The organism is Deferrisoma sp. (assembly GCF_054681715.1).
In genome coordinates this window covers 28,178-54,311 of sequence record NZ_BAAHFQ010000011.1, presented here as the reverse complement: position 1 = coordinate 54,311, position 26,134 = coordinate 28,178, and the positions used below count along the sequence as shown (strand labels likewise).

Annotated in this window: 24 protein-coding genes; 11 read left to right on the top strand and 13 right to left on the bottom strand. The window is 72.7% G+C overall.

The window, feature by feature from the left end:
- Positions 1-93: 93 nt before the first annotated feature.
- Positions 94-477, bottom strand: a complete 384-nt coding sequence (locus ACY0I8_RS03305) for a response regulator (RefSeq protein ID WP_459942152.1) — start codon at positions 475-477, stop codon at positions 94-96.
- A 109-nt stretch (positions 478-586) separates the two neighbouring features.
- Between ACY0I8_RS03305 and ACY0I8_RS03300 the strand changes: the two genes are divergently transcribed.
- On the top strand, positions 587-2,236 hold the full coding sequence (locus ACY0I8_RS03300) for a GspE/PulE family protein (protein ID WP_461393571.1): 1,650 nt from the start codon (positions 587-589) through the stop codon (positions 2,234-2,236).
- A 287-nt stretch (positions 2,237-2,523) separates the two neighbouring features.
- Here the strand turns inward: ACY0I8_RS03300 and ACY0I8_RS03295 are convergent, their stop codons facing one another.
- The 3 genes from ACY0I8_RS03295 to ACY0I8_RS03285 all read right to left on the bottom strand — a co-directional run bounded on the left by ACY0I8_RS03295 (position 2,524) and on the right by ACY0I8_RS03285 (position 6,407).
- Positions 2,524-4,332, bottom strand: a complete 1,809-nt coding sequence (locus tag ACY0I8_RS03295; protein WP_461393570.1) for a DUF4388 domain-containing protein — start codon at positions 4,330-4,332, stop codon at positions 2,524-2,526.
- Complete coding sequence (locus tag ACY0I8_RS03290) at positions 4,329-5,390, bottom strand: type IV pilus twitching motility protein PilT (RefSeq protein WP_461393569.1); 1,062 nt, start codon at positions 5,388-5,390, stop codon at positions 4,329-4,331. Before ACY0I8_RS03290 ends, ACY0I8_RS03295 begins: the two co-directional genes overlap by 4 nt.
- A gap of 408 nt (positions 5,391-5,798) precedes the next feature.
- Positions 5,799-6,407, bottom strand: a complete 609-nt coding sequence (locus tag ACY0I8_RS03285) for a TlpA family protein disulfide reductase (RefSeq protein WP_461393568.1) — start codon at positions 6,405-6,407, stop codon at positions 5,799-5,801.
- Here ACY0I8_RS03285 and ACY0I8_RS03280 point away from each other — a divergent pair.
- Together ACY0I8_RS03280 and ACY0I8_RS03275 are read left to right on the top strand one after the other, a co-directional pair.
- Positions 6,406-7,224: an alpha/beta fold hydrolase gene (locus ACY0I8_RS03280; protein WP_461393567.1), complete on the top strand. Its 819-nt coding sequence runs from the start codon at positions 6,406-6,408 to the stop codon at positions 7,222-7,224. The two genes, ACY0I8_RS03285 and ACY0I8_RS03280, sit on opposite strands and share 2 nt — an antisense overlap.
- Before the next feature lie 125 nt (positions 7,225-7,349).
- A complete protein-coding gene (locus tag ACY0I8_RS03275) occupies positions 7,350-7,910 on the top strand; it encodes a hypothetical protein (RefSeq protein WP_461393566.1) in 561 nt (186 codons plus the stop codon).
- A 48-nt stretch (positions 7,911-7,958) separates the two neighbouring features.
- On the opposite strand, the gene ACY0I8_RS03270 is transcribed toward ACY0I8_RS03275, so the two are convergent.
- The 5 genes from ACY0I8_RS03270 to ACY0I8_RS03250 all read right to left on the bottom strand — a co-directional run bounded on the left by ACY0I8_RS03270 (position 7,959) and on the right by ACY0I8_RS03250 (position 15,386).
- A complete protein-coding gene (locus tag ACY0I8_RS03270; RefSeq protein ID WP_461393565.1) occupies positions 7,959-11,345 on the bottom strand; it encodes a hybrid sensor histidine kinase/response regulator in 3,387 nt (1,128 codons plus the stop codon).
- An 85-nt stretch (positions 11,346-11,430) separates the two neighbouring features.
- Entirely contained in the window at positions 11,431-12,114 is a 684-nt protein-coding gene (locus tag ACY0I8_RS03265) for a hypothetical protein (protein WP_461393564.1), read from the bottom strand.
- The gene (locus ACY0I8_RS03260) at positions 12,114-13,190 is read right to left on the bottom strand and encodes an AI-2E family transporter (protein ID WP_461393563.1); all 1,077 of its coding nucleotides are present in this window, start codon (positions 13,188-13,190) and stop codon (positions 12,114-12,116) included. The genes ACY0I8_RS03265 and ACY0I8_RS03260 overlap by 1 nt, the downstream gene beginning before the upstream one ends.
- A gap of 148 nt (positions 13,191-13,338) precedes the next feature.
- A complete protein-coding gene (locus tag ACY0I8_RS03255) occupies positions 13,339-13,995 on the bottom strand; it encodes a lysostaphin resistance A-like protein (protein WP_461393562.1) in 657 nt (218 codons plus the stop codon).
- On the bottom strand, positions 13,977-15,386 hold the full coding sequence (locus ACY0I8_RS03250; protein ID WP_461393561.1) for a HEAT repeat domain-containing protein: 1,410 nt from the start codon (positions 15,384-15,386) through the stop codon (positions 13,977-13,979). Before ACY0I8_RS03250 ends, ACY0I8_RS03255 begins: the two co-directional genes overlap by 19 nt.
- Before the next feature lie 230 nt (positions 15,387-15,616).
- Here ACY0I8_RS03250 and ACY0I8_RS03245 point away from each other — a divergent pair, with 230 nt between their 5' ends.
- The 7 genes from ACY0I8_RS03245 (at position 15,617) to ACY0I8_RS03215 (ending at position 22,444) form a co-directional block, all read left to right on the top strand.
- Complete coding sequence (locus ACY0I8_RS03245) at positions 15,617-16,048, top strand: PilZ domain-containing protein (protein ID WP_461393560.1); 432 nt, start codon at positions 15,617-15,619, stop codon at positions 16,046-16,048.
- Positions 16,049-16,099: 51 nt separating this feature from the next.
- Entirely contained in the window at positions 16,100-17,587 is a 1,488-nt protein-coding gene (locus ACY0I8_RS03240) for an AAA family ATPase (protein WP_461393559.1), read from the top strand.
- A gap of 42 nt (positions 17,588-17,629) precedes the next feature.
- Complete coding sequence (locus tag ACY0I8_RS03235; RefSeq protein WP_461393558.1) at positions 17,630-18,004, top strand: DUF1257 domain-containing protein; 375 nt, start codon at positions 17,630-17,632, stop codon at positions 18,002-18,004.
- Positions 18,005-18,287: 283 nt separating this feature from the next.
- Positions 18,288-18,488, top strand: coding sequence for a DUF2997 domain-containing protein (locus ACY0I8_RS03230; RefSeq protein WP_461393557.1), 201 nt, complete (start codon positions 18,288-18,290; stop codon positions 18,486-18,488).
- 10 nt (positions 18,489-18,498) lie between these two features.
- On the top strand, positions 18,499-20,250 hold the full coding sequence (locus tag ACY0I8_RS03225; RefSeq protein ID WP_461393556.1) for a HEAT repeat domain-containing protein: 1,752 nt from the start codon (positions 18,499-18,501) through the stop codon (positions 20,248-20,250).
- 425 nt (positions 20,251-20,675) lie between these two features.
- The gene (locus ACY0I8_RS03220) at positions 20,676-22,136 is read left to right on the top strand and encodes an Hsp70 family protein (RefSeq protein WP_461393555.1); all 1,461 of its coding nucleotides are present in this window, start codon (positions 20,676-20,678) and stop codon (positions 22,134-22,136) included.
- Positions 22,103-22,444, top strand: coding sequence for a hypothetical protein (locus tag ACY0I8_RS03215; RefSeq protein ID WP_461393554.1), 342 nt, complete (start codon positions 22,103-22,105; stop codon positions 22,442-22,444). Before ACY0I8_RS03220 ends, ACY0I8_RS03215 begins: the two co-directional genes overlap by 34 nt.
- Positions 22,445-22,555: 111 nt before the next feature.
- Here the strand turns inward: ACY0I8_RS03215 and ACY0I8_RS03210 are convergent, their stop codons facing one another.
- Both ACY0I8_RS03210 and ACY0I8_RS03205 read right to left on the bottom strand, forming a co-directional pair.
- Complete coding sequence (locus ACY0I8_RS03210) at positions 22,556-23,104, bottom strand: YcbK family protein (protein ID WP_461393553.1); 549 nt, start codon at positions 23,102-23,104, stop codon at positions 22,556-22,558.
- Between the two features lie 136 nt (positions 23,105-23,240).
- Positions 23,241-23,918 (bottom strand): DUF6901 family protein, encoded by a 678-nt coding sequence (locus ACY0I8_RS03205; protein ID WP_461393552.1) that lies wholly within the window; start codon positions 23,916-23,918, stop codon positions 23,241-23,243.
- 136 nt (positions 23,919-24,054) lie between these two features.
- Here ACY0I8_RS03205 and csrA point away from each other — a divergent pair, with 136 nt between their 5' ends.
- Positions 24,055-24,288, top strand: coding sequence for a carbon storage regulator CsrA (gene csrA / locus ACY0I8_RS03200; RefSeq protein ID WP_461393551.1), 234 nt, complete (start codon positions 24,055-24,057; stop codon positions 24,286-24,288).
- A 3-nt stretch (positions 24,289-24,291) separates the two neighbouring features.
- Here the strand turns inward: csrA and ACY0I8_RS03195 are convergent, their stop codons facing one another.
- Together ACY0I8_RS03195 and ACY0I8_RS03190 are read right to left on the bottom strand one after the other, a co-directional pair.
- Positions 24,292-24,786, bottom strand: a complete 495-nt coding sequence (locus ACY0I8_RS03195) for a universal stress protein (protein ID WP_461393550.1) — start codon at positions 24,784-24,786, stop codon at positions 24,292-24,294.
- Complete coding sequence (locus ACY0I8_RS03190; RefSeq protein ID WP_461393549.1) at positions 24,783-26,072, bottom strand: replication-associated recombination protein A; 1,290 nt, start codon at positions 26,070-26,072, stop codon at positions 24,783-24,785. Before ACY0I8_RS03190 ends, ACY0I8_RS03195 begins: the two co-directional genes overlap by 4 nt.
- Positions 26,073-26,134: the final 62 nt, after the last annotated feature.

Here is a 26,134-nt window from a genome sequence, read left to right as displayed (position 1 = left end):
TGCGGTGGAAACCCTGCTCCACCGGGGAAAGGTGGGGGAAACCTTTCCCCGGTGGGAAGGGCCGCTCTTCCCCCCGGAAGAGCTTCCGGGAGCTTAGGCCGCCGGGGCGACGGCGGCCCGGACTTCGCTCAGGAGTTCCGACGGATAGAAGGGCTTCGGGATGAACTTCCGGGCGCCCAGCCGGAGCGCCTGCCGGACCGTTTCGGCGTGATACCCCGCCGAGGTCACGAGAACCGGCAGGCTCCTTCCCCGGGGTAGCTCGCGGACCGCGTTCAGAAACCCCAGGCATTCGGGGGTGCGCGCATGGTGGAGGTCCACCACTGCGCAGTCCACCTCTCCCCGGGCCACGTGGCCCACCGCATCCTCCGGTTCGGTGCAGATCACCGTGTCAAAGCCCTCCGACCGGAACGCGTAGTCGAGCAGGTTCAGGATGTCCCGGTCGGTGTCGATCAGTAAGACCGTCGGTCGCGCCCCCATGGTTCCCCCTCTCTCGAATCTCGTGCCCCAACCGCGGAGCCGAGAATAGCACCGGGCGAACGGGCGCACATCACCCCAAAGGATGAAATTGGCGCCCAGGAGGAGAGAAATGTCGAACCACTCGAAACGCCTCGGGGAACTCTTGGTGGAACGGGGTCTCATCCGGCCCGAGGATCTGGAGCGGGCCCTGTCGGCCCAGCGGGAGACCGGCCGGCCCCTGGGGGAGGTGTTGGCCGACCAGGGCGTTCTGACCGAGCAGGCCGTGCGGTGGGCCCTGGCCGAGCAGATGGATCTGCCGCTCGTGCACCCCGATCCGGGGGCCATCGACCCCGAGGCGCTCCGGAGGGTGCCGGCCGAGCTGTGCCGGCGCTACGGGGTGCTTCCCCTCTACGAGGAGCCCGGGGCCGAGGGGGAGCCGGGGCGGCTCGTGGTGGCCGCGGCCGACCCGTCGAGCCGGACGGCTCTGGACGACCTTGCGGCCCGCGCGGGCATGCCCCTCAAGGTGGTGGCGGCGCTTCGGGAGGAGATCGAGGCCTGCCTCGACCGGCTCTGCGGGGCCGCGTTGCCTCCCGACACCGGGGTCCGGGAACCGGGGGTGTGCCAGGGGTGCGAGGAGGAGATCCTGTCGGACCCCACCGGCACCGAGCTCTTGCGAAAGCTCCTGGGGGACGTGGTCGAGAGGGGGCAGGGGGGCCTCCACCTGCGCCTTGTGGACGGGGAGCTCCGGGCCGAGACCCTGGACGGACGGGTGCTGTTTCGGGGCGGAGCCACCTGGCACACCATCCTTCTGGACCGGCTGCGGCAGCTTGCCGGGCTCGACGCCCGGTCCCGGGGCGTCTTGCAGCGGGGCCGGTTCGCCTTGGGCGCCGATCCGGCCGAGACCCGGATCTTTCGCCTGTCGATCCTGCGAGGCGTCGGGGGCGAGGAGGCCCAGGTGCGGCTCGTGCAGCCCGAAGGAGCGCCGCGCACGCTGGAGGAGTTGGGATTCCGGTCGTCCCACCAGCGGGACCTCCGGGCCGCCCTGGCCCGGCCCGGCCTCGTGTGGGTGACAAGCCCGTCCGAGGAGGGGACGGCGAGCACGCTCTTCGGGCTCCTGGCCGAGGTGCCGGGCCGGGGCCGCACCGTGACCATCGAGGACGAGGTGTTTTACCGGGCCCCGGAGACCCTGCAGGTCGAAACCCTGAACCTCACCCCGGCCGGCCGCCGGCAGGTACTCGCGGAACTTCGCCACCTGGAGTTCGACCGGATCGTGGTGGACCGGGTGGGCCCGGGGGCCCTGGGGCCGCTCCTTTCCCTGGCGGTGCGGGGGCGGTGGGTGCTGGCCGCCTCGGCCGAGGCGAGCCTGGCGGAGGCGCTGGCCGACCTCGCCGCCCGGGCCCGGGATCTGCCCCTGTTCGGACTCCGGGCCGTGGTGCACCAGCGGCTCGTGCCGCTCCTGTGCCCGGACTGCCGGGTGGCCTGCACCCTGGGCACGGCCGAGCGCGAGGCGCTCACCCGCTGGCTCCCCGAGGGAGCGACGCCGTTTCAAGAGGGCGAGGGGTGCAAGCGCTGTGGCGGCCGTGGCGTCGTGGGCCGGCGGGCGTTTTTCGAGGTGCTGCCCGTGGACGTGGGGGTGCGGGACGCCCTGATGCGGGTGGCGTGGGGTGAGGGCCGGGTGGACGACCTCGCGGCCCGGGCCCGGCCCTCGGTGTCGGAGCAGGTGACGGCGGCCGTGGCCGCCGGCGAGGTCAGCCTGGCCGAGCTCTGGGACGTGGCGTAGGGGGGAAGGTCCCCAGGGCCCTTCGGGGCCCCGCTGCGCAGGACACTAACGTCCGAGTCAGGGTTTCGGTGTGGGAGCGGCGCTGGTGCCACGTGCCAGAAGACAGAAGGCAGAGGACAGGGGGCTCTCTGACCTCCGATTTCTGACTTCTGGCCCCCGATACTGCAGCCGCTCCCACGGGCTGGCCGGCGCGATGACGCCGGAATCCCCAAGGTTCTTAGCCGCCTAGCTGCCGAGCAGCCCAGCCGCCTAGCTGAAGTTACTTGGAAGCTCCGGTAGGTTAGGCGTTAGTCGGCCCCGTCCGCGCCCCGCCGGGCCTCGTCGAGCCTTCGGAACCCTTCCATCAAGAGCCCCTCGGTATCGGCGTTCTCCACGGTGCGGGGGTGGTCGGGGGGAAGGCCCGGCGCGATCCGGAACCGGCCCTCCTCCCAGGTGACGAGTTCGTAGACGGCCTCCTCGCCCCGGAGGGCTCCGGCCCGGGCGTCGACGACCCGTCCGCGCTCGAGGGCGATCTCCCCGCTTCCCCGGGGGCCCTCGATGGTGACCACGGCCGTCCGGAGCCCGTGGGCGAGCACCTGCACCACCTCGGCCACCGAGAGGTCCGCAAGGCTTCCCTCGACCCCCGCGGCGGCCGGCCGGGCCCGGCTCGCGGCCCGTTCGAGCTTGGCCACCACGAGCTCGGGGTGGGTTGCCGGATCGATCACATCCTCGGCCCCGGCCCGCAGGGCGTAGAGGGCCTCGGCCGGGTGGGCGAACGAGCCCACCACGAACACCGAGGCGTCCCGGCCGAACGCCCCCCCCTCGATCCACTCCACCCCCCGGCCGGCCGGCACGAGCACCGCCGCGGCGCCCCCGCCCTCGACCGGCTCCTCGGCCCGGGTCACCTCCCAGCCGGCCGCCTCGAGGGCCGCCAGGATCCCCTCCGGGGCCTCTGCCGAGGGGAACACGGCCAGCGCCCGGGGCCGGTCGCCCAGGCGCTCGAGGAGATCGGTGCCCGAGGCGAGCCGCGCGAACTCGGTGACCGCGGCCGGGGCGAGGGTCTCGTCCCGGCCGAGTTCCCGAACCGCCTCCCGGGCCGACCCCGTGCGCTCCCGCACCCGGCCGAACGCCGCCGCCACGGCCAGGAGGTCGGCCCCTTCCGCTTCGGTCGGACCGTCCGGGAGGTCCCAGCCCCGGGCCGCCGCCCGCCAGAACCGCAGAAGGAGCCACCGGAGTCCCCACCCCCCGATACGGCGCCGGCCCGCCGCCAGCCGAAGGAGGGCCGCCACCTCGTCGGCCAGGGCCCGCCGCGCCGCCGGCACGGCCTCCCGCGCCAGGGCCTCGGCCTCCCGGGCGAACGCCTCGACGGGACCGAGGGCCTGGGCCCACTCGTCGGCCGGCGACCGGTACACCAGCGCCCCGGCCGGGGCCCCCTCGGCCCAGTCGGCGTGCACCCACACCCGGTCCCAGGGTCTCGCGTCCCACGCCCGGGCGGCCTCGTCCCGGGTCCGGGGCCGGGTCACGCGGAACCCTTCGGCCTCCAAGAGCGCGGCCACGGCCCGGCCGCGGCGGCCCGAGGGGTCGGCCACGAGGGCCCGGGGTCCCGGCCGCGACGGAGCGGGTTCGGCCCGCCGGATCGCTGGGGAAACCAGGGGGTCCGCCGGTTCCGGCTCCTCCCCCCGGTACCGCCGGGCGATCTCGCGTTCGATCACCTGCTCGGGCGCCACCAGCACGGCCACCCGCCGGGCGCCGGCCGCGAACCGGATCTCGTCCACGGCCGCGAGGTCCTGGGGATCGGCCAGGGCCACCTGGAGGGTCCCGCGGTCTTCGTCCCAGGCCACGGGAAGCGCCCTGCGCCTTCGGGCCAGGGCCTCGGGCACGCGGCCGATGGCCCCGGGGTCCGGGGGATAGAGGTCGGGCAGGAAGGGGGGCACCCGGTGCTGGATCGAGAGGGCCTTGGCCAGGTCCTCCCCCTTCACGGCCCCGAGTTCCAGAAGATGGGTGCCGATCCGGCCCGGCTGCACCCGCTGGCGCTCCAAGGCCCGCTGGAGGCCCGCGTCGTCCACCAGACCGGCCCGAAGGAGGATGTCGCCCAACCGGGGGCGGGCCGAACTCATGGCGCCGAGACCATCCGCTCGAACAGGGCCCGGTTCTGGGCGTGGCGCAGGGCCTCCTCGGGCGTGATCGTCTTCGTGTTCACGAGTTCCAGGAGGTGCTGGTCGAGGAGTTGCATGCCCTGTTTGCGGCCGGTCTGGATCACCGAGGGGATCTGGAACGTCTTCCCCTCGCGGATCAGGTGGGCCACGGCCGGCACGTTCACCAGGATCTCCAGCCCGGCCACCCGGCCCCGGCCGTCGGCCCGGCGCAGGAGCACCTGGGCCACCACCCCCCGGAGGCTCTCGGCCAGCATGGCCCGCACCTGGTCCTGTTGCCCCGCGGGGAAGGCGTCGATGATGCGGTCCACGGTTTTCGCCGCGCTCTGGGTGTGGAGGGTGCCGAGGACCAGCATGCCCGTCTCGGCCGCCGTGAGCGCCATCGCGATGGTCTCGGTGTCGCGCATCTCCCCGACGAGGAGCACGTCGGGGTCTTCCCGCAGGGCCGCCCGGAGCCCGGCGGCGAACGACCGGGCGTGGCGGCGGACCTCCCGCTGGTGGATCAGGCACCGGTCGTCCTCGTGGAGGAACTCCAGCGGATCCTCCAGGGTGATCACGTGGTCGGCCCGTTCCCGGTTCCGGTGCTGGATCATGGCCGCCAGGGTCGTGGACTTGCCGGAGCCCGTGGGCCCGGTGACCACCACGAGCCCCCGCTGGGCCAGGGCGAGTTCGGCCACCACGGGGGGGTGGCCCAGTTGCTCCAGGGTCGGGGGCGCTCCGGGGATCCACCGGAACGCGGCGGCCCAGCCCTTGCGGTGGGTGTAGGCGTTGCCCCGGAACCGGCCCAGCCCCTCCGCCCCGTAGGAGAAGTCGAGGTCGCCCTCGTCCTCCAGCCGGGCGATCTCCTCGTCGGAGAGGATCTCCGCCAGCAGATCCTCCACCTCCCCCGGGTCAAGCGGGGGGTGCCGGGTTTTCTGGAGCCGCCCGTTCACCCGGAACACCGGGGGCGCCCCGGCGCTCAGGTGCAGGTCGGACCCGCCGAGGTCCACCAGATGTCGGAGGAGGGCGTCGATGCGCGGCATGGCGCGGACCGTAGGGCAAAGCCGGCCGGGTTGTCAATGGGGGCGCGAGGGCGGGAGCCGAAGGGGTTTCACCACTGAGGGCACGGAGGACACGGAGATGTGTGGGCCTTGCGGGGCAACCGGGGACCGAGGCGGCGAGGCGGCGAGGCGGCTTGGCGGCCAGGCAGTTGAAGCATTCTGGATTCCAGCGTCAGTGCCCTGCCCAACCTGTGGGAGCAGCCTCCAGGCCCCGATGCCTGTTCCTTCGGGCCTTCGGCCCGGATCGCGGGGTGGACCCCGCTTCCACCTCGGGCCGCGACCTGGGCGGACACTCGCAGGGCCTCGGAGGAAACCATGGGCTGTCGCCGGTTTTCCCTCCGTGTCCTCCGTGCCCTCCGTGGTTCCACCCCTGCCCCCGGGGGGACGGGCTCACTCGGCCTTGGGCGGCAGGATCTCGGCGCAGAAGCTGGGGTCCTGGGCGGATTCGATCACCTTCTCCAGGACGTCGGTGGGGATCCGGCCCAGGTGGATGAACCGGATTCGGCCGGTGGCGTCCACGAGGTAGAGGGTGGGGGTGCCCACCACCCCGTAGCGCTCGGCCACCTCGAAGAACTGCTGGGTCTGCCTGTCGTACCCGTTGGGGAATGTGATACGGTTTGCCTCGATGAAGGGGAGGATCTTGTTGTCGTACTGGGGCCCGTCGAGGCAGATGCCCACCACCCGCACGCGGTCCTCGAGGCTCCGGGCCAGTTCCGCGAGGGCGGGAAGTTCTTTTTGACACGGGAAACAGAAATAGCTCCAGAACACGATGAGCACCGGCTTGCCCCCGTTCAGGCAATCGGTGAGGCACAGGGGGGCGCCGTCGAAGGTGGTGAGCCGGAAGTCCGGCGCCATATCGCCCACCCGCACCGTGCCGTCCGTGGGTCTTGGCGCACCCGGGTGGGCGGGGGATCCCCACAGGACCACCGCGACCACGGCCAGGAGGGCCAGAAGTTGTTGCGCAGCGTTTCGCGCTGTTTCACGGGGAGCGCGGTCCATGGCCGACGGTGACCTCCGGGTCGTGTTGGTCCACGGCCTGGGCGTGGACCACCGCATGTGGAACTTGCAACTGCCGGTTTTGCAAGAACTGGGCCCTGTGTTCGCACCGGACCTCCCCGGGTTCGGCGCCGAACCGCCGCTGCCCCCGGCCCAACGGGGCGTGGCCGCCTACGCCCGGTGGTTGTGGGACCGGATCGACGCCCACTGGGGCCCCGGGCCGGTGGCGATCCTCGGGTACTCCATGGGAGGCACCGTGGCCCTCGTGGCCGCCCTGGAGCGGCCGGAACGGGTGGCCGGCCTGGGGCTCTGCTGCACCTCGGCCCGGTGGGGCCGGGGGCTTCGCCGATGGGCCGCCCTGGCCTTTGCCGGGCTCGGGGGCCGACTGGCCATGGAGGTGTTCCAGGCCTCGGTGCGGTGGGCGTTCAGTCGCCACCAGGGGCCCGATTGGGCCCGGCCCGTGGTGGAGGACATGGTGCGCCGGGCCCACCGGCCCACGATGCGCCGGTTGTACATCGACCTCGCGCGCACCAATCTTGAGCCCCGGTTGCCCGAGTTAGGGATGCCGGCCCTCGTGGTGGCCGGCGGGCGCGACTGGCTCGCCCCCCCCTCCCACGCCCGCCGGATGGCCCGGCGCCTGCCCCGGGCCGCGCTCAGGATCCTGCCCGGCGCCGACCACATCCTGTGCCTGGGCCGGGCCCAAGAGTTCGCCGCGATCCTGGCGGAGTTCGTGCGATCTCTGCGGGCTTCGGGGCCTGGGCCGCACGCCCGGGCGGCGCGGCCCGCGCCCCAAGGGGACGGGTCGGTGTCCGGCGCGTGAGTTCCGTGTTCCCCCCGAGGTGCGCCAGACGGCCGGGGTTCGGGCCCTCACGCCCCGGGGAGAAGCCGGAAGACCGCAGACCGTCGACTGTAGACTGTAGACCGCAGACCAAAGAGGGACCTCTCATGCGTATGGCCGAGGAGATCCGGGAGTTCTTGGCGGAGGAGCCCTTCGCCGTGGTGGCCGTGGGGCTCGACCTGGGCCAGGGGGAGGAGGCCGTGCTCCTCGTGAAGACCCGCCGGGACGTGGCCGAGGCCCTGAAAAAGGCGGGGGCGCCGGTGGAGGCCGGCTGGGCCGTGGAGGCCACGGAGCACGGGCCGGTGGCCTGCTGGCTGGTCCGGTGCGAGGCCCCGGGGGCGGGGGAGCTTCTGGGCGAGGTGTACTTCGACCCCGAGGACCCGGCCGACCGGGACTACCTGCGCCGCCTGGCGGGCCAGGCCGAGGTGCGGGTCGGGTTCCTGGACGAGGACCTGGAACCCGTGTGGCTCACCGGGCTGCGGTGGGACGAGGCGCGGCGGCTCGAGGCCGAACAGGTGCTCGACCGGCTCGAGGAGCTCCTGGAGCGGTGCGAGGCCGCGGATTTCGAGGCGGCCAAGGCGGCGTTCCAGGAGGCCCACGCCCTCGATGCGTTGGTGGAGCGACTGTTCCCGGGGGAGGGGGTACAGGCGCGAAAGCTAGAAGGCTAGAAGGCTAGAAGGCCAGCGGGGTGTCCGCGCGCCCAGCCTGCGCCCGCCTTACCGTTCCAGGATCGAGCGGATCACGCGGTCGAGCTCGTCGAGGCGGTAGGGTTTGGCCACCGAGCCGGCGAACCCGTGCTCGCCGGGGGTCGCGAGCACCGGGTCCGAGGCATATCCGCTCGAGGCCACGGCCCGCACCCCGGGGTCGAACTCCCGGATCCGGCGGAGCGCTTCCTGCCCACCCACGCCGGCCGGCACGGTGAGGTCCAGGATCACGAGATCGAAGGGGCGCCCGGCCTCCCGTTCCTCCCGGTACCGCTCCACGGCCTCCTCGCCGTCGGCCGTGGCCTCCACCTGATACCCCATGTCCTCCAGCACCTCGCACAGCACGTCCCGGAGCATCTCCTCGTCGTCCATGACCAGGATGCGCGCGGTTCCGGAAGGGCGGGCCCCGTGGCCGGCCGGCTCCGGCGTCCCGGGGCTGACCGGGGCCGAGCCTGCCGCCGCCGGAAGGTACACCCGGAACCGCGTGCCCTCGCCGAGCTTCGAGGTCACGGTCACCGTGCCGCCGTGGCGCCGCACGATGGAGTGCACGGTGGCGAGCCCGAGGCCGCTCCCGGTCTGCTTTGTGGTGAAGTAGGGGTCGAAGATCTTGGGCAGGTGCTCCGGGGGGATGCCGATGCCGGTGTCCTCGACCTCGACGACCACGTACTCCCCCGTCGCAAGCCCGGGGTGTTCGTTTTCCCCGACCGTGCAGGAGCCGGCCACGACCCGGACCGTGCCGCCCCTGGGCATGGCCTGCCGGGCGTTGAGGACCAGGTTCGTGATCACCTGCTCCAGTTGCCCCGGGTCGGCTTCCACCGGCGGGAGATTGGCGGACAGGCGAAGATCAAGGGCGACGTTGGAGCCCCGCAGGGGAAACCGGGCCCACTCCTCGAGGTGCTCGGCCAGGTGGACCCTCTGGCGCACCGGTTCCCCGCCCCGGGCGAAGGTGAGAAGTTGCCGGGTGAGTTGGGTGGCCCGGAAGCAGGCGGCCTCGGCCTGGGCGAGCCGCGGGTAGGCGGGGTCCGAGGGCGCCACCTTACGCCGGGCGGCCTCGAGGTTCGCCGAGATGCCCATGAGCAGGTTGTTGAAGTCGTGGGCGATGCCGCCGGCTAGCACCCCGAGGGACTCCAGGTGCTGGGCCCGGGCGCGCTCGCGTTCGCGGCGACGTTCCTCGGTCACGTCCCGGAACACCAGGACCGCTCCCACCACGTTTCCCCGTTCGTCCCGGATCGGGGCGGCGCTGTCGGCGATCGCGGTTTCCCGGCCGTCCCGGGAAAGGAGCAGGGTGTGATGGGCGAGCCCCGCGATCCGGCCGGTGGACAGGACGGTCTGTACGGGGTCCTGGGCGGGTTCCCGGGTGGTCTCGTTGACGATCCGGAACACCTCGCCGAGAGGCCGGCCCTGGGCCTCCCGGGCGCTCCATCCCGTGAGCGCCTCGGCCGTCGGGTTCAGGAGCGCCACCCGACCCTGGGCATCCACGGCGATCACCCCGTCGCCGATGCTCTCCAGGGTCACCCGGAGCCGGTTTCGCTCGGCCTCCAGAGCGGCCTGGGTCCGCTTCAGGTCGGAGATGTCCCGGGCCACGTGCACGCAGCCCGGCCCGCCCTCGCCAGCTGGGAGGGGCGAGGTGGAGACGAAGAAATACCCGCCCAGGTGGGGCTCGTGGACCTCGGCGACGTGCGGTTTCCCGTCTTGGAGCATCCGCCGGTGGGGGCACGACGGATGGGGAGCGTCGCCGCCGTGGATCACCTCGTAGCAGGGCCGGCCCACGAGGGCCTGGGGCGAGGTGCCCAGGCGCTCCGCCAGGGCGCGGTTGACCCGGCGGATCCGGTGGTCGGGGCCGATCAGGGCGATGAGGTCCGGAACGGCGTCGAAGGTTCGCTCCCACTCCTCCTTCCCCCGCCGGACCTGCTCGAAGGCCTGGAGCCGTTCCGTGACGTCGCGCGCCGTCTCCACGATGCCCGTCACCTCGCCGCGCTCGTTCCGGAGGGGCGAGGCCAAGAGCTCCACGTGCCGGTCCTGCCCCTGGGGCCCGCGATGGATATGGGTCACGGTGACCGGTTCCCCGGTTCGGACCACCTCCTCCAAGGGGCAGGGGTGGTGTTCCCCCCCACAGGGGCCGTCACGGCCGTGGGAGAGGGCGTGACAGGTGGGCGCGTCGGGGACGGCCGAGTTTTCGCGGGCGGCCCGGTTTCGCAGGGTGACCCGGTAGTGTCGGTCGATCACCAGGATCGGTTCGGCCACGCCGTCCAGGATCGCCTGGAGGAAGTCGCGGGTCTTCTGCACGGCCCGCTTGGCCCTCCGCTGGCGCCGGGCATCGGCCGCCTGGACCACGGCGATGCCGCCCAGCAGAAACAGCACGAGCCCCACGGGTCCGGCGACCGGGCCGTAGCGCTCCCAGAATCCGGGGGGCCGGAAGAGCACCCGGCTGCCGGCCGGCAGGAGGCCCTCGCCGATCCCGAAGCGCCGGAGTTCCCGGTGGTCGAACAGCCAGGGGTTGGCGCCGGTCCGGACCACGGGGAGGTCCAGGGGCTTCGCGCCCTGGAGGACCCGCAGCGCGAGCCGCCCGGCCGTGCGGCCCTGGGCCGCGCCGCTCACGAGCTTTCCGCCCACGATCCCGTGGCCCAGGAACATGTCCCAGAAGGAGTACAGGGGCACCGAGGCGGCCTGACGGAGCCGGCGGGCCGCCGTGCCGAACTCGAGGGCCGTGCCCTCTCGGTCCCTCAGGGTCTCGAGCAGGACGGCCACGGTGCCGGCCCGGAGTCGGGCCGCATCGTGAGCGGCCTCTTCGGCGGTGAGCCCGGGCCGGAACCGGAGGAGGCCCTCGAGACCGAGGTTCCGGGCCGCCTCCACAAGGCCCCTCCGGTTCGCCCGGAAGGTGGGGGTGTCGGCCCCGTACACCACCAGCGCCGAGAGGTCCGGGTGAAGCCGCCGGATCAGGTCCAGGTTCTCCCGGAACTCCACCTCCTCGGCCACCCCGGTCACGGGGGCCAGCCCCGCCAGGAGGTCGTCGGAAAACCCGTTGATCCCGCAGAACACCACGGGCACGGCGCCGAACACCCGGTCCCGCCGTTCCCTCAGGAACGCGAGGGCGTTGTTGTCGCAGGCGATCACCACGGCGGGTGGCGGGGAAGCGTACTTGGCGGCGAGGAGCCGCTCCTGGAGGTCGAGGTAGGCGGGGTCGCGGTGGGACTTCGTGTCGAGGTACTCGAACCGTAGGTCCACGGCCGGCTCGGCCGGGCCCAGCTCCTCCCACAGCCCCTCGTTGACCCGGTCCACCCAGGAGAGGCCCTGGTGGTAGGAGTGCACCACCACCACGAGGCGGTGGGACCGGGCCGCGACCGGCGGAGCGGCCGCGAGGAGCCAGGCGAGGGCGACGGACAGGAACCAGCGGGTCATCCGGGGGCGCCTCCGGGGTACCGACAGGGATCGTTCCCGTTTCGGCCGGCCCGCCCCAGATCTTTAAGTCCGCATGATCCCAGGATTAGTCTTTTTTTACAAGCCCCCTCGCGATCCGGATCCCCGCAGGGAAAGTGTCGGGGTCCACGTAGTGGATGCGGCCCACGTAGCGCTGGAGCACCGGCCCCGGGGTATGGGGGGTGCCCCAGTCCTTGGCGGCGTACAAGACGCGTTCCAGCCGGTCAGCCTCCTCGTCCCCGGGGAACGGGGTGACGAGGTGGACGTAGGAGCGCCGGTGCTGGGCCTCGGCCGCCAGGGCGTCGAGGAGTTCCGGCAGGGCGTGGGCCGGGCCCCCGCGGGGCACCTCGCCCCGGAGCGCCAGGGGTGCGGCCGGGGGCTCCGGCGCGTCCACCCACCGGGTGTGGTACTCGGGTTTGGGCACGGCCAGGGCGGTCCACCGGAGCCTGTCCCAGACCCAGAACGCCACGAGGTTCCAGTATTTGGACGAAAGCACCGGGAACGGGAGCCGCTCGGGGTCGGCCGGCCCGGGGGCGATCTCGATCTCGAGTCCGTGCCCGAACACCCGGGCGGCTTCGGCCGCGAGCCGATCCCGGGCCGCCAGGAGTTCCCGGTGGGCCCAGCCTGCCCCGGGAACCTTGACCCGGAGCCCGGCCTGCGTGCGCTCGAGGCCGGTGATGCCGTCGAGCCGGCGGGCCAGGTCGGGGGCGTGGAGCCGCAGGTGGGAGACGAGGGCCGCCACCGGGAGCATCAGCCGCCCTCCCGGTACCAGGCCGAGGCCCGGTAGAGGGCGAGGCCCTCCGAAAGCCCCACCCGGAGCACGGCGGCCGCCGGCACCGCCAGGAGCACCCCCACCACCCCGAAGAGTTCGCCCCCGGCCAGCACCGCCACGATCACGGCGACCGGGTGCAGCCCCACCCGGTCGCCCACGAGCCGGGGGGTGAGCACAAACCCCTCGAGGGCCTGGCCCGCGGCAAAGACGCCCCACACGGCCAGCAGGTGGGCGAGGTTGTGGTACTTGAGGAGCGCCAGGAGGCTTGCCAGAACCACGCCGACCAGGGTGCCCAGGTAGGGCACGATGAAGAGCGCGCCGGCGAGGCCGCCCACGACCCAGGGCATGTCGATCCCGGTAAGGGTGAGGCCCACCGCGTACACCAGCGCCAGCGCGGCGCACACCGCGATCTGGCCCCGCACGAAGGCCCCCAGGGCCTCGTCGGCCCGCTCCAGCACCCGGCTGGCGAACGGCTGGTGCCGAAGGGGCACGAGGTCCACGATCCGGGAGCCCAGGCCGTTGAAATCCAAGAGCAGGTAGAAGGCGAACACCGGGATCAGGGCCAGTCCCAGCAGGGTGCCCACGAGCCCCCAGAGGTTCGCCACCACCCGGCCGGCCACGGCCGCGGCCTTGCCCCCCAGGTCGGGAAGGCTCGTGCCGACGGCCCCCAGGAGTTCCGAGAGCCCGGCCGCCGGGTCGGCCGGCAGGGGCCGCCCGATCCAGGCCTCCAGCCGGGGGATCCAGCTGGTGCGGGCCGCCTCGAGGTAGCCCGGCAGCGCCCGGGTGGCGTCGCGCACCTGCTCCACCAGGGTCGGGATCACGACGATCACGGCGAGCACGGCCAGGAGGGAGGCAAAGGTCAGCAGAATCAGGATGCCCGCGGCCCGGGGAATGCGGCGCGCCTCCAGGCGGTCGAGGAGGGGGTCGAGGGCGTAGGCGATGAACCAGCCCACCAGAAGCGGCACCACCACGGTCTCGAGCCGCGCCAGAAGCCAGAGCCCGGCGGCCACGCCGGCCAGCGCCCACAGGGTCGTGCTCAGTCGGTCCCGTGCCATGGGAAGGATCGGTCCTCGGTCAACGGTCGTCGGTCTCCGGCCGGGGCATGGGCCCTGCTTTGGGCCCGCGGAACATCGGTCCCCGCGCGCTGCTCCGCCTTGCGCTCTGGGGCGGGGTGCCGCCCGCCGCCCAGCGGCCCCGGCGAGACTACCCCACGATCCACGGTAGAAGAAAGAGGCAGGCGTTTCCCGCGGCGTGGACGAGGTAGGGCGCCCACAGGCTCCCGGAGCGCTCGTAGGCGAGGCAGAACACCACCCCGCCCACCACCTGGGTCCAGGGAACCGCGGCGGTGCCCAGGTGGGCCAGGGCGAACACGGCCGTGGATCCCGCCACGGCCGGCCAGGGCCCCCAGCGGTCCCGAAACGACCCGTAGAGGACCCCCCGGAAAAGGAGTTCCTCGAACGCCGGCGCAACGAGCGCCCCCACGAGGAGGAGCCAGGCCAGGTGGTCCGGCGCCAGGCGGGGTCCCGCCAGGACCCCGAGCCACCCGTGCCCGGTGGCTAGCCGAACGATCGCCTCGGAGCCGAACGCGGCGGCCCCGAAGGCCAGCGCCCAGGCGATGCCGGTTCGCGCCCCGGCCCGGGCCGGGGCGCCGCCGAGCCCGAGCCGCCCCGCGCCGAACCCCCGCGCCCTCCACCAGGCGGCGGCGAGGGCGAGTTCCCCGAGGCGGATCGCCCCGGTCCACCCCAGGGCCGCTACCGGGGAGGGCGGCCGCGGCAGGGCCCGGGCAAGGCCCGCTTCAAGGAGGGCCCAGGCCGCCACGGCCGCCACGGCCTCGGCCGGGGTCAGGGCCCGGGCCGCCATCCCAGCCTCCGGAGCCCCTCCCAGGCCCGTTCCTTCACGTACCAGTCGGCCTCGCCGTCCAGGATCCGCCGGAGGGCGCGGCGGGCCTCGGGGGTCCCGATCCGGCCCAGGGCCTCGGCCGCCCCGTAGCGCACGTTGATCACGGGGTCCCCGAGGGCCCGCACGAGATCCCCTTCCCAGCCGGGGCCCAGCCGGCCGGCGGCGCGGGCGGCGTAGAACCGCTCGGCGGGCCGGGCGGCCGCGAGCCCCTCCCGCACCCGCACGGGGTCGGGCCGCTGGGGTGCGGCGAGCTCGGCCCGGACGCGGGCGAGCCACGGGGGCGGCCGGGACACCGCCGCCACGAGCCCGGCGAGGAGGAGGGCGCACACGAGAGCCCCGAGCCTCCGTTGGGGCTCGGTCGGCATCCACGAACCGAGCCACACCGCGAGGGCGCCGAGTAGGCCGGCCAGGACCAGGGGGCACCCGGAGAAGAGGGCCGCCGCGGTGGTCCGGCGAAGGGGCCTGGCCGGGTCGTGGCGGTCGGAGAGCCGGGCCCAGGCCTCCCGCTGGCCGGCCGGATCGCGGGGCCAGGCCAGTTCGGCGCCCCCGGCTTGGAGCCGGGACCCGCCGGGGCCCGGGAGGAGCCGCGCGTCGGCCGCCTCGGCCCGGTCCACGCACCACGCGCCGAGCCGGGCCAGGTCCCGGCAGGCCGCCTCCCGGTCGTCCACCCCGGGATCCACCCACGCCGTGGGCTGGCTTCGGGCCCGGAGGGGCTTGATCGCCTCGGCCGGGTAGAGGGTCCAGCGGTAGTAGAAGGTGTCGAGGGCGAGCGCCGGCCCCGTCGGCCGCGCCAGGAGCACCCGGTCCCGGAACCGGGTGAACGCCCCTTCCGGCGCCCGGGCCCAGGGCACGAGGCCAAGAAGCGCCACGAGGGCGCAGACCAACGGGAGGAGCCCCTGCCGCGAGGGCCGAAGCCCGGCGCCCCACCGGCCGGCGGCGAGCGCCGGCGCCAGGGCGGCCGCCGCGAGGCCCGCATCGCGGCCCCAGGCGTAGAGGAGGGCCGGGGCGAGGGCCGCGGCCCAGGGGAGCCGCCGGCCCCAGGAGTTCGGGAGGGCGCCCAGAAGGCCGGCCGCGGCGGCCAGAAGCGCCGCCCCGCCGAGGCCGAGGCTCAGGCCGAAAAACACGGCCCCCGCCCCGGCCGGGGCCCAGGACCCCAGGGTCTCCAGGTGGCCGGCGCCCGGGAGGGCCGGGATCCCGGCCTCCAGGAGGGCCCGGTTCTTGGCCAGAAGATGGAGCGCCGCCTCCCGGGTGCGCACCGCCCCCAGCGCGCCTCCGGCGACGACGCCCAGGCCGAGGCAGGCCAGGAGGGCTCCGCCCGTTCGGGGCGAGGCGTCGAAGCTTTCGTTCGTCATGAAGGTCTATCCGTTTCCCCGGGAGGTATGGGGCTGGGAGGTTCAAATCCAAGCGACGCCGTGTGGGCACCCCCGAGTCCCCGGTGGGTTCGGCCGCCGAGCCGCCCGGCCAGGCAGTCTACCGGTTCCGGGCCTGGGCCTCCAACGTCCACGAACGCTGGCCCCCCGGGGGGCGGTTCCGGTACATTGGCGGGGCGTTCCCGTTTCCCCAGACCCAAGGAGGAAATCTCATGCCCGAGGAGCGTCGCCGCCACGAACGGATTCCCAAGCGGGCCACCATCACGTGCCAGGAGATCACCTATCCGCTGGGGCAGGCCCCCGAACTGGAGGCCGAGATGCTCGACGTGAGCGAAGGGGGGGTGCGCCTGGTCCTCGGCCGGCCCCTCGACCCCGAGCGGCCCGTGCAGGTGGCCCTGCGGCTGGTGGGCTGGAGCAAGCACTCCTCGGAGTTCCTCAAGCACGACCAGGACTCGGTCACCCGGCCGCTCACGGCCATCGGCCGGGTGGCCCGGCACCGCCCTTTGGACGGGGGGCGCCACGAGGTGGGCATCGAGTTCGTGGACATCTGGGACGATCACTGGCAGGCCATGCGCCGGTACCTCGAGCGGGAGAAGGAACGACTGGCCCGCGTTGACCCGCCCGCCGGGGCTGGCCTAGAGTAGCCGACAAAACACCGGTTCGGCGCCGCTCGACGCCGGGAGGCCAGGCGATCCATGCACATCCGCGAAGAGCTCGACATCCTGATTCGGTCCCGCCAACCCGTGATCTCGGTGGTCACGGGGGAGGAGGAGCGGGCCCGCGACCTCCTGAAGGAGGTGGCCCAGGGGCTCAACGGCCGGGACCTCTTTTTCTGGAACACCGTGATGGGGTTTCGGCGGGAGGGGGGCTCGAACCCCCTGGACGAGGGCCGCATGGACCCCCTGACGGCGCTCCAGCGGATCGAGGGCTACCGGGGCGACGGCATCTTCGTGCTCGAGGATTTCCACCCCTTCTTCGAGCAGCCGGTCATCGTGCGGATGCTCCGGAACCTGCTGTACTCCCTGCGGGCCACCCGGAAGACCGTGGTGCTCGTGTCGCCGTTCTTCAAGCTCCCCCCCGAGATCCGCGACGACGTGCCCCAGGTGTTCCTCCCCCTTCCCGACTACGAGGCCCTGCGGGAGATCCTCCACGAGATCTGCGAATCGCGGGACGTGAAGGTGGACCTCTCGAAGGAGGCCGAGGAGAAGCTCGTGAAGTCGGCCCTGGGGCTCACCGAGAACCAGGCCCGGGGCGTGTTCGTCAAGGCCATCCTCAAAAACCAGGTGCTCGACCAGTCGGCGATCCAGCTCGTCTTGTCCGAAAAGCAGAAGGTGATCCGCAAGGAGGAGGTGCTCGAGTTCTTCCCGGCCCGGGAGAAGATCTCGGACATCGGCGGGCTCGACAACCTCAAGGACTGGCTCAAAAAGCGCGACAAGGCCTTTTCGAGCCGTGCCAAGGAGTACGGGCTCCCGAATCCCAAGGGCATCCTCATCATCGGCATCCAGGGCACGGGAAAAAGCCTCACGGCCAAGGCCACCTCGGCCCTGTGGCGCCTGCCGCTGCTGCGGCTCGATATGGGCAAGGTGTTCGGGAGCCTGGTGGGCGAGTCGGAGGAGCGCATGCGAAAGGCCCTTCTTCTGGCCGAGACCATCAGCCCCTGCATCCTGTGGATCGACGAGATCGAGAAGGCCTTTTCCTCCGTGACCGGGGCCGGGGACTCCGGCACCTCGGCCCGGGTGTTTGGCACGTTCCTGACCTGGATGCAGGAGAAGGAAAAGCCGGTGTTCGTGATCGCCACGGGCAACGACATTACCAACCTTCCCCCGGAGCTCATGCGCAAGGGCCGGTTCGACGAGATCTTCTTCGTCGATCTGCCCAACTACGAGGAGCGCATGGAGATCTTCCGGGTGCACCTGTCGAAGGTGCGCCCCGTGATCCGCCACTACGACATCCCGCTCCTCGCGGGGGAGACCGAGGGGTTCAGCGGCGCCGAGATCGAGCAGGCCATCATCAATGCCATGTACAACGCCTTTGACGACGGCGAGCGGGATTTCACCACCGAGGACATCCTCCAGGGAATCCGGGAGGTGGTGCCGATCTCGAAGCTCATGAGCGAGCGGATCGAGCGGCTCCGGGAGTGGGCCGCCGACCGCACCCGCAAGGCGAACAAAGAGATGCACTGACCGGCTCCGGCCAGCTCCCCGTCCAACGCGAGGTGGATTCCCATGTCCCACTTTTCCCGGCTCAAAACCCGCATCGTGGACCTTCTGTTCCTGAAGCGCGCTCTGGCCGACATGGAGCTCGAGGTGGTGGAGGGCCGCGCCAAGATCCGGGGGTACCTGGGGCGGAAGATGACGGTGGACCTCAAGGTGCGCACCCCCGACGGCTACGACATCGGGTTCATCAAGAACGGCGACACCTACGAGGTGGTGGCCGACTGGGACATGGTGCGGGCGTTCTCCCAGGAGGCGTTCGTCAAGGAGGTCACCCGCCGGTACGCCTACCACGTGGTCAAGGACCAGCTGGAGGGCCAGGAGTTCCAGGTGGTGGAGGAGCAGCGCCAGGGCGAGACCGTGAGCCTCACGCTGCGGCGCATGTGAGGGGGGCGGCGGTCTTCCGGCCGCGTCGGCCCGGGGACGATGGCCGGAGGCCGGCCGATGTGGCCTTTGCTTTTTCCCGGCAGGGAAACGAATCCCTCCACCGGGTTCGGGCGCCATCGTTCGAATCGGAGAACGTTCGGCCGCCAAGCGGCCAAGCCGCCCGGCCGCCTGACGTGAAACGGCAAGCGAACCGCTCCCACGGGGTGGGACGCGAGGACGCGCAAAACCCACGGGGGGCGCGTCCTCGCGTCCCAGCCTCCCAGCATCCCAGCGGGGACGTCACATGGAAGAGGTCAAGGTCACCATCGACGAGGACGGGAACGTCAAGGTCACCGTGTTCGGGGCCAAGGGGAAAAAATGCCTCGACATCACCGAGAAGATCGAGGCCCTCCTGGGGGGGGAGGTGGAGCGGGAGTTCACCTCGGAGTACTACGAGGAAGAGGTGGAGGAGCGCGAAGGGGTCCGGGTGAAGGACAAGGCCTGACCGTTCGCCCATGGACGACCTGATCCACCGCCCGCTGGGGGATCTCCTGGAGGAGATCCTCGACCGGGGGCCCGGCGCGTTCCACCGCTACGCCGGCCCGGTGGGCACCGCGCCCCTTCGATACCGGCTGGCCGTGCTCTTGGGGGGGCTGTGCCTCGGGCCCGAACTGGGCGAGGCGCTCCACGAGTGGGTGGCCCGACCCGACTCGGCGGACAAGCGGGCCCTCATGCTGGGCCTGGGGTTCCTCGGCCATCCCCTGGCCGAGGGGTATCTCGCCCGGCTGTGCCGGGAACGGGGGGCGCTCGACGCCGCCGCTGCCGCGGTGCGGGCCCTGGGCCGGATCCGGGGCCCCAAGGCGTTCCCCCTGGTGGTGGGGGCCCTGGAGCACCCGTTCCTGAGGGCAGCCGCCTGCGAGGCTCTCGTGCTCTACGGGGGAGACGAGGCCGTGGCGGCCCTCCTGCCCCTGGCCGAGGATCCGGCGGCCTTCCGGGCCCTGGCCGAACTGGGGGCGGCCGGCGCCCGGGATCTGTTTCTCACCCGGCTGGCCGAGGATTCCCCGGTGGGCGCGTGGGCCGCGGCCGGCATCGGCCGGCTGGGGGATCCGGACCTGGCCCGCGAGCTCCTGCCCTGGATCGGGTGCGGCGATCCCGAGAAGGCCCGGGCCGCGTTCGAGGCCTACGCCGCCCTGGGCGCACCGGAGGGCCTCGGGCCCCTGCTCGAGGCGGCCGGGCCCCGGCCGGAGCCCTGGGCCCTCGAGGCCCTGGGCCGGCTTCCTCACGCCGAGGCCCAGGAGTTCGTGGCCCGGATCCTGGATCCCGAGGAGTCCGGGGGCTGGCTGCGCCGGCTGTTTCGGCGGAAAGCCCGGCCGGCAGACCCCGTGCCCGTCTACCGGGCGCTCCGGGCGGCCACGGCGCCCGGCGCCCTGGAGCGGCTCGCGCTGCGGATCGCCGCGGAGACCGGACCGGGGTTGCGGGAGCTTCTCCTGGTGCGGGCGTTCCGGGAGGATCCCCGGTACGCGGCCGAACTCGAGGCCGTGTGGCGCCGGGGGGAGCTTCTGCCCGCCTACCTGGCGGCCCGGTGTCTCCTGCAGGTGCCGACGACCGAGTTCTTGGCCGAGGCGGTGGGGGAGCTCTCCCGGACCGGGCTCGTGGAGGCCGACGGGCTGCCCCCGGGCGCCGACCCCGAACGGCTCCTGGAGCGCACGGCGGCCGAGGCAAACCCGGTGGTGAACGTGGCCTCGTTTCTGGACGAGGGGTTCGTGGACCTCGACGCCCTGGAGACCGAACTGCGGCACCGGTTCGCCGCCGGGGCCTATCCGCCGGCCGAGTCGCCGGCGTCCCGGCTCGGGGGGCCGGTGGACGGGGGGCTCGGCCGGTACCTTTCGGCCCTGGCCGCCGCCCACCCGGGCCGGCGCGAGGGGCTCCACCGCCTGTGGAACCTGCTCCTCCAGCTCGAGGACCGGGGGGATCCGCTCCTGGAGCTTTTTTTGTGCTGGGAGGGCCGCCACCGGGGTGGGCTCCACCGGGCGATCTTCCACGGCCTCCCCACGGCCCTCGGCCGGTGGATCCAGGGGAAAACCGATCGGAACCTCCCCGAGGTGGACGGGATTGAGGCGCGCCTGCCCGCCGAAGGCCCCCTCGTCGGGCCCGTGCGCCACATGCTCGAGCGGGCCCGCTCGGCGCTCAAGGCGGAGTGCAGGGACATGGTGCTGCTGGTGGAGGGGCAGGTCCGGGGCGACATGGTGCTCATCGAGGCGCTGTGATGGCCGGGCGGCTGGGCGGCCAGGCGGCTGGGCGGGCCACGGCTCGCGTGTCCCGACGGTGCCGCTCGTGCCGGGTCTGCCGACAACGCCGCCAGGGGCTGGGCCAAGGGGAGCGCGTGGAAGTACGGGGGGCGCCGCCCAGCCGCCGAGCGGCCGGCCGCCTAGCGGACGTTGCCGTACGTCCCCCTCTGGAACGAGGCCGACACCCCCCGCCCGGGGCGAGGGGCTTGCCGCAACGTACAGGCCGATTTCTATCAACCCGGCGCCAATAGAGGCGCGCAAGGAAGTCGCCAGGGCATGGGGCCTGCTTCCGGCCGTGCGTGAGTGCAGCATCCGGCCACTGTAGGAGCCACGCCCGGCGCTCCAGCAGGCCCCATGCCCCGGACCGTGCCTATTTAGCCGCCGGACCAATAAGGATCTGAGCCGTGGCCGATATCGCCGTTGATCTCGGGAACTACAACACGCTGATCACCTTCCGGGAGGGCGACATCCGGTACCGGGGTCTCCTGCGGGGCGTGGCCCGTCAGGTCCGGGAGGTGCCCGGCACCCTGTTCGTGCCGTCGCTCGTCCATTTCGGCCGCCAGGTGCTCCTGGGCGAGGAGGTCTTGCGCGCCGGGGTATACGGCGACGAGGCGACATTTCGCGACCTCAAGGACCACATCCTCCACCCCACGCCCGTGGCCCGGAAGGTGGGGGACCGGCGCATCACCCACAAGGAGGCCGCGGCCGCGTTCCTGCGGGGGGTGCTCGATCGGCTCTCCGGGGAGCTCGACGAGGGGATCCACGCCGTGCTCCTGTTCCCTTCGGTGGACGGGGAGTCGTTTCGGGAGTGGCTGCGGGGGGCCGACCTGGGGCCCGTGCGGTCGGTCACCCTGGTGGACGAGGACACGGCCCTGGCCCTGGGGTACGGTCTCAATCTCTTCACCGACGACCTGGTGCTCGTGTTCGATTTCGGGTTCTCGGCCGTGCGGGTGCGGGTGGTACAGTTCCACTGGATGGGCCGCGAGGCCTACACGCCCCCGGTGGTCAAGGCCGCGGTCAGCGTGCCCGTGGGCACGGCGGACCTCAAGCAGAAGATCCTCCGGGAGCTCCACGCCGACGACGTGGGAAAACCCCTCCCCTCGTTCTATTGGAAGAAGTTCGTGCTCCACGAGCACGACGACCACGCCTGGCGCCGCGAGGAGTTCCGGCGGATCCTCGAGCGGGAGAACCTGGCGGCCGAGGTGCAGCGGGCCCTCGACCGGGCCCTGGAGGAAGCCCGGTTGGGCGGCGTGGACCCGGGGCAGATCCGCAAGGTGCTTCTCCTGGGCGGAGGAACCCGGATCCCGGTGGTGCGCCGGGTGCTCGACGAGAACTTCGGCGACCGGGTGCTGGGCCACGAGCCCGAGCTCGCCCCGGGCCGGGGGGCGCTTTTGTTCCTCTCGGACAGCCCGGTGGACGACATGGTGCGGGAGACGTACTCGCTCCAGGTCCGGGATCCCATCACCGGCCAGTACCATTACCCGGTGGTGGTGGAGCGGTTCACCCGCTATCCCACCCGCAACCCCACGGCCCGGTACATCGTGAACACGTTTTACGACGGCCAGTACGAGCTCCACCTCCGGGTGTATCGCTCGGCCGGCGGCGGCCCCCGGGCCGAGGCCCGGGAGATCCTCTACGGCGACGACGGCCGGATCAGCTTCGTGGCCTCCCAGGAGGACGAAACCCACGAGCCCGCCATGGACGCGCCCCTGGTGATTCCCGTGCACCCGCCGGGCCGGGTGGGGGAGCGGCGGTTTCTGCTGGAGTTCAAGGTGGACGCCCGGAAGCGCCTCACGGTCACCGTGAAGGACCTGCGCGAGGAGAAGGTGATTTGGGAGGACCGGCCCTTGATCGAACTCCGGTAGCCGACCCCGGGGCCGCCCGGCGCCTGGCCAAGGCCCAGATCGCGGTGGGCGTGCCCGCGCTCCTGGTGGTCGTGGCCGGGCTGTTCCTGGTGTGGCAGATGAAAGGGGGGATCGCGGCCGCCGTGGCCGCCGGGTTCCTCGCGCCGGTGGTGGCGGTGTTCGGGGCCTACTTCTGGCTCGCCTGGCGCCGGTTGCGCCGCGGCGGGGAGTCCGGGGAAGGGGGTGCGCCGCCCGTGCCAGGAGCCGGTGGACGGGAGGCAGAGGACAGGGGGAGTTCTGACATCCGACGTCTGAACTCTGATCCCTGATACGGAAGCCGCTCCTTCAGAGCGGGATCGGCGACGACGCAGGGATCCCGAATGCTTTGGGCCGCCGAGCCGCCAAGCTGCCCCGCCGCCCGGCGGAAGTTATACGCAGCGTTAGCCCTTCCAGTACCGCACCGGCCCCACGTCCACGTGGACGAACTCCCGGTAGGAGCCCACCCCCCCGACCCGAAGGCGCTGGGCGGCGCGCCGTAGGTCGCGCAGGCGCACCCCCGGGAGCCGGACGTCCGCCGCCATGCCCCGCAGGTGAAAGCTCCGGCGGGCCACCCCGTGGCCGTTGCGGCGCAGGAGCTCGTTGTACCGGGGCGAGCGGTAGCCCGACACGAGCTCGTAGGGTTCGCCCGGCCGGCCGAGGGCCACCTGGACGCGGTCGAGCAGGTCGAACAGTTCGGGGGCGATGGGGTGGACCTCGCCGGTGTAGTGGCAGCGAAAGAGGCGGGAGAGTTCTTCCAGCCCCTCGGGGATCCAACCCCCGCCGTCCCGGTAGCGTACCCGGCAGCGCTCGCCCGTGTGCACGCTGCACACGGCCAGAACGCCGGTGGGCTCCGGCCCCGCGGCCGCCTGCGCGGTCCCGTTTCCCCACCCCGGCACGGCGAGCGCCGCGCAGGCCAGGGCGATCCGGCCCAGGGCTTCCCTTCGGTTCATGGACCCATCCTTACGGTCGTTGGTCCGCGGTCTTCGGTCGCCGGTTACGACGGCCATGCGCCGCTGGGCGCGGCGCGGCCCGGCCCGGGCGGACAGGGATGATAACGGTTCTAAATTTTGGGTACAACCGGTTTCGTCAGCTTTCTTCGATTGCCCACCCCTCGAACCACGGTCGCAGATCCTCGAGCGCGTCTTCGATCGACCAGGGGACGGCCTTTGCCAGCAGGTCGAGCAGGACCACGGCGTTCACGGCGGCGTCGCCCCGGGTGGCCTCGCGGAGGCGCTCGGCCAGGCAGCGGTTCACCTCCTGCACCCGCCGGTAGATCCGTTCGAGCCCGGCCAGGCCCGGATCGGGGGGGAGCCCGGCCAGGTGCCGGGCCAGAAGGTACGAGCCCACGGCCCGGAACACGGTCTCCTCCTCGGTGGAAAGCGGCAGGTGGAACCGGGCCATGGGGCGAAACGGCGCGAGGTGGGGACACCCGCTCGAGGGGAGCACGAGGCCGATCAGCGACCCGAGGGCCCGCTGGAGCGTCGTCCGGGCCCGGACCGTCCGTTCGGGGGTCTCCACCGTGAGATCCACGGGCTCGTGGGAGGTCCTGCCGTCGGCGAGGCCCAGGAGGGGCGTGAGGCTCACGGCCGCCGGGCACTGGGGTGTTGCCCCGGGGTCCAGGGGGCATCCCGGACAGCGCAGGCGGCCCAGGGCGGTCCAGGCCGGTGCGCTCCCGGGCTCCGGCCCGGGCCCGCCTCGGCCAACCTCCACGGAAACCTCGCGGCCGTCCTCGAACCGAAACGCGTAGCGGATGGTGGCGCCCATGCAGGCCTACGGAAATCGTTTCCCACCCCGGGTTGTCCCCAAACGGTAGCACTTTCTTGAAAGGGGCTGGGAACCCGGGGTATAGTCGCGACGATTCTCTTTCATTTTCCCATTACGGGGTTCGATGGGGGTCGGGATGCTCGTTCTGACACGGAAGGTTGACGAATCCATCATGATCGGGGACACGGTCGAGGTGAAGGTGCTCGGCATCGACGGCGGCGCCGTCAAGTTGGGCATCCAGGCCCCCCGGGAGATCCCCGTCCACCGCAAGGAGATCTACGAGGAGATCCGGCGCGAGAACCTGGCCGCCTCCCAGGGAGGGGCGGTGGATCCCGACCGGCTCAAGGGCCTCCTTCGGAAAAAGGGCTAGCCCTCACCGCACCGTGAGCACCGAGCAGGGGGCGGTGCGGCGCACCCGCTCCCCCACGCTCTCGAAGGCGAGGTGCTGGAGGAGGTGCTGGCCCCGGGTTTCGGGCCTCTCCCCCACCACGATCAGGTCCGCCCCGCAAGAGGCCGCGTACCCCACGATCTCCTCGGCCGGCCGGCCGGTGAGGACCACCCGCACCAGCCGCACCCCCCAGAGTTCCTCTCCCCGCAGGAAATCGTCGAGCCGCCGCCGGGCCTTGCGGGTGGCCCGTTCGCACAGGCGCACCCTGGAGGCCTCGTCCACCTTCACGAAAAAGACCGACCGTAGATCCGGCTGGCAGGCCACGTGCACCAGGTGGAGCTCGGCCCCCAGGTCCCGTGCGAGGGCGATCGCCCTGCGCAGGGCCCGCTTCGAGCCCGGGCTGAAGTCGGTTGTGGCCACGATGCGACGGAACGCCGGCTCGCGGCCGGGCGCCCGCAGGTCCAGGGGGTCGGCGGTCATGACGGTGCCTCCTCGGGGGCCTGCCCCCGCTGCTCGGCCCGCTTCTTCTCCCACCAGGCGAGGCGCTTGGCGATCTCCCGCTCGAACCCGAACCGGCCCGGCCGGAAGTACCGGCGGCCCGCCAGGGCGTCGGGAAGGTAGGTCTGGGCGACCACGGCGTCGGGATGGTCGTGGGGGTAGAGGTAGTCCTTGCCGTGGCCCATCTCCCGGGCGAGCCGGGTGGGGGCGTTCCGGAGGTGCAGGGGCACGGGAAGGTTCCCGTGTTCGCGCACGTCCTTCCGGGCCCGCAGGTAGGCCGCGTACGAGGCGTTCGACTTGGGGGCGGTGGCGAGGTACACGGCGGCCTGGGCGAGCGGGATCCATCCCTCGGGCATCCCCACGAAGTGGACGGCGTCCTTGGCGGCCAGGGCGATCCGCAGGGCCTCGGGGTCGGCGTTCCCCACGTCCTCGCTGGCGAAGATCACGAGCCGCCGGGCGATGAAGAGGGGGTCCTCCCCGGCCTCCACCATGCGGGCGAGCCAGTACAGGGCCGCATCGGGGTCCGAGCCCCGCAGGCTCTTGATCAGTGCGCTCACCACGTCGTAGTGCCAGTCGCCCCGGGTGTCGTGGTAGAGGGTGGGGCTCTGGAGGAGCTGGGCCAGCCCTTCCCGGGTCACCCTGGCGGCGCCCTCGCAAGGGCCAGGCGCCGCCAGGGCGGCGGCCTCCAGGAGGTTCAGGGCCCGCCGGGCGTCCCCCTGTGCCGCCCGCAGGAGGAGTTCCTCGGCCTCCGGGTCGAGCTCCACGCCGGGCAGCCCCCGGTCGGCATCGTTCAGGGCCCGATGCGCGATGGTCCGGAGCTCCTCTTCCCCGAGGGGTTCGAGCCGGACGACCAGGAGCCGCGAGAGGAGGGGCGAGACCACCTGGAACGAGGGGTTCTCGGTGGTGGCGCCCACCAGGGTGACGGTGCCGGCCTCCACGTGGGGCAGGAGCGCGTCCTGCTGGGCTTTGTTGAACCGGTGGATCTCGTCGAGGAAAAGCAGCGTCGCCCGGCCGCCCTCCCGGGCCTCGGCGGCCCGGGTCACCACCTGGCGCACCTCCTTGACCCCGCTCTCCACGGCCGAGAGCTTCTCGAACCGGTACCCGGTGATCTCGGCGAAGAGATGGGCAAGGGTGGTCTTGCCGCTCCCCGGGGGGCCCCACAGGAGGAGCGACGGCAGGATCCCGGCCTCCAGGGTCGCCCGGAGCGGCCGCCCGGGGGCCAGGAGGTGGTCCTGGCCCACCACCTCGTCGAGGCTGCGGGGCCGCATCCGATCGGCCAGGGGCGCGCGCGGCTTCGTTTCCCGGGGTTTCATGGTTTGTTAGAATAGCG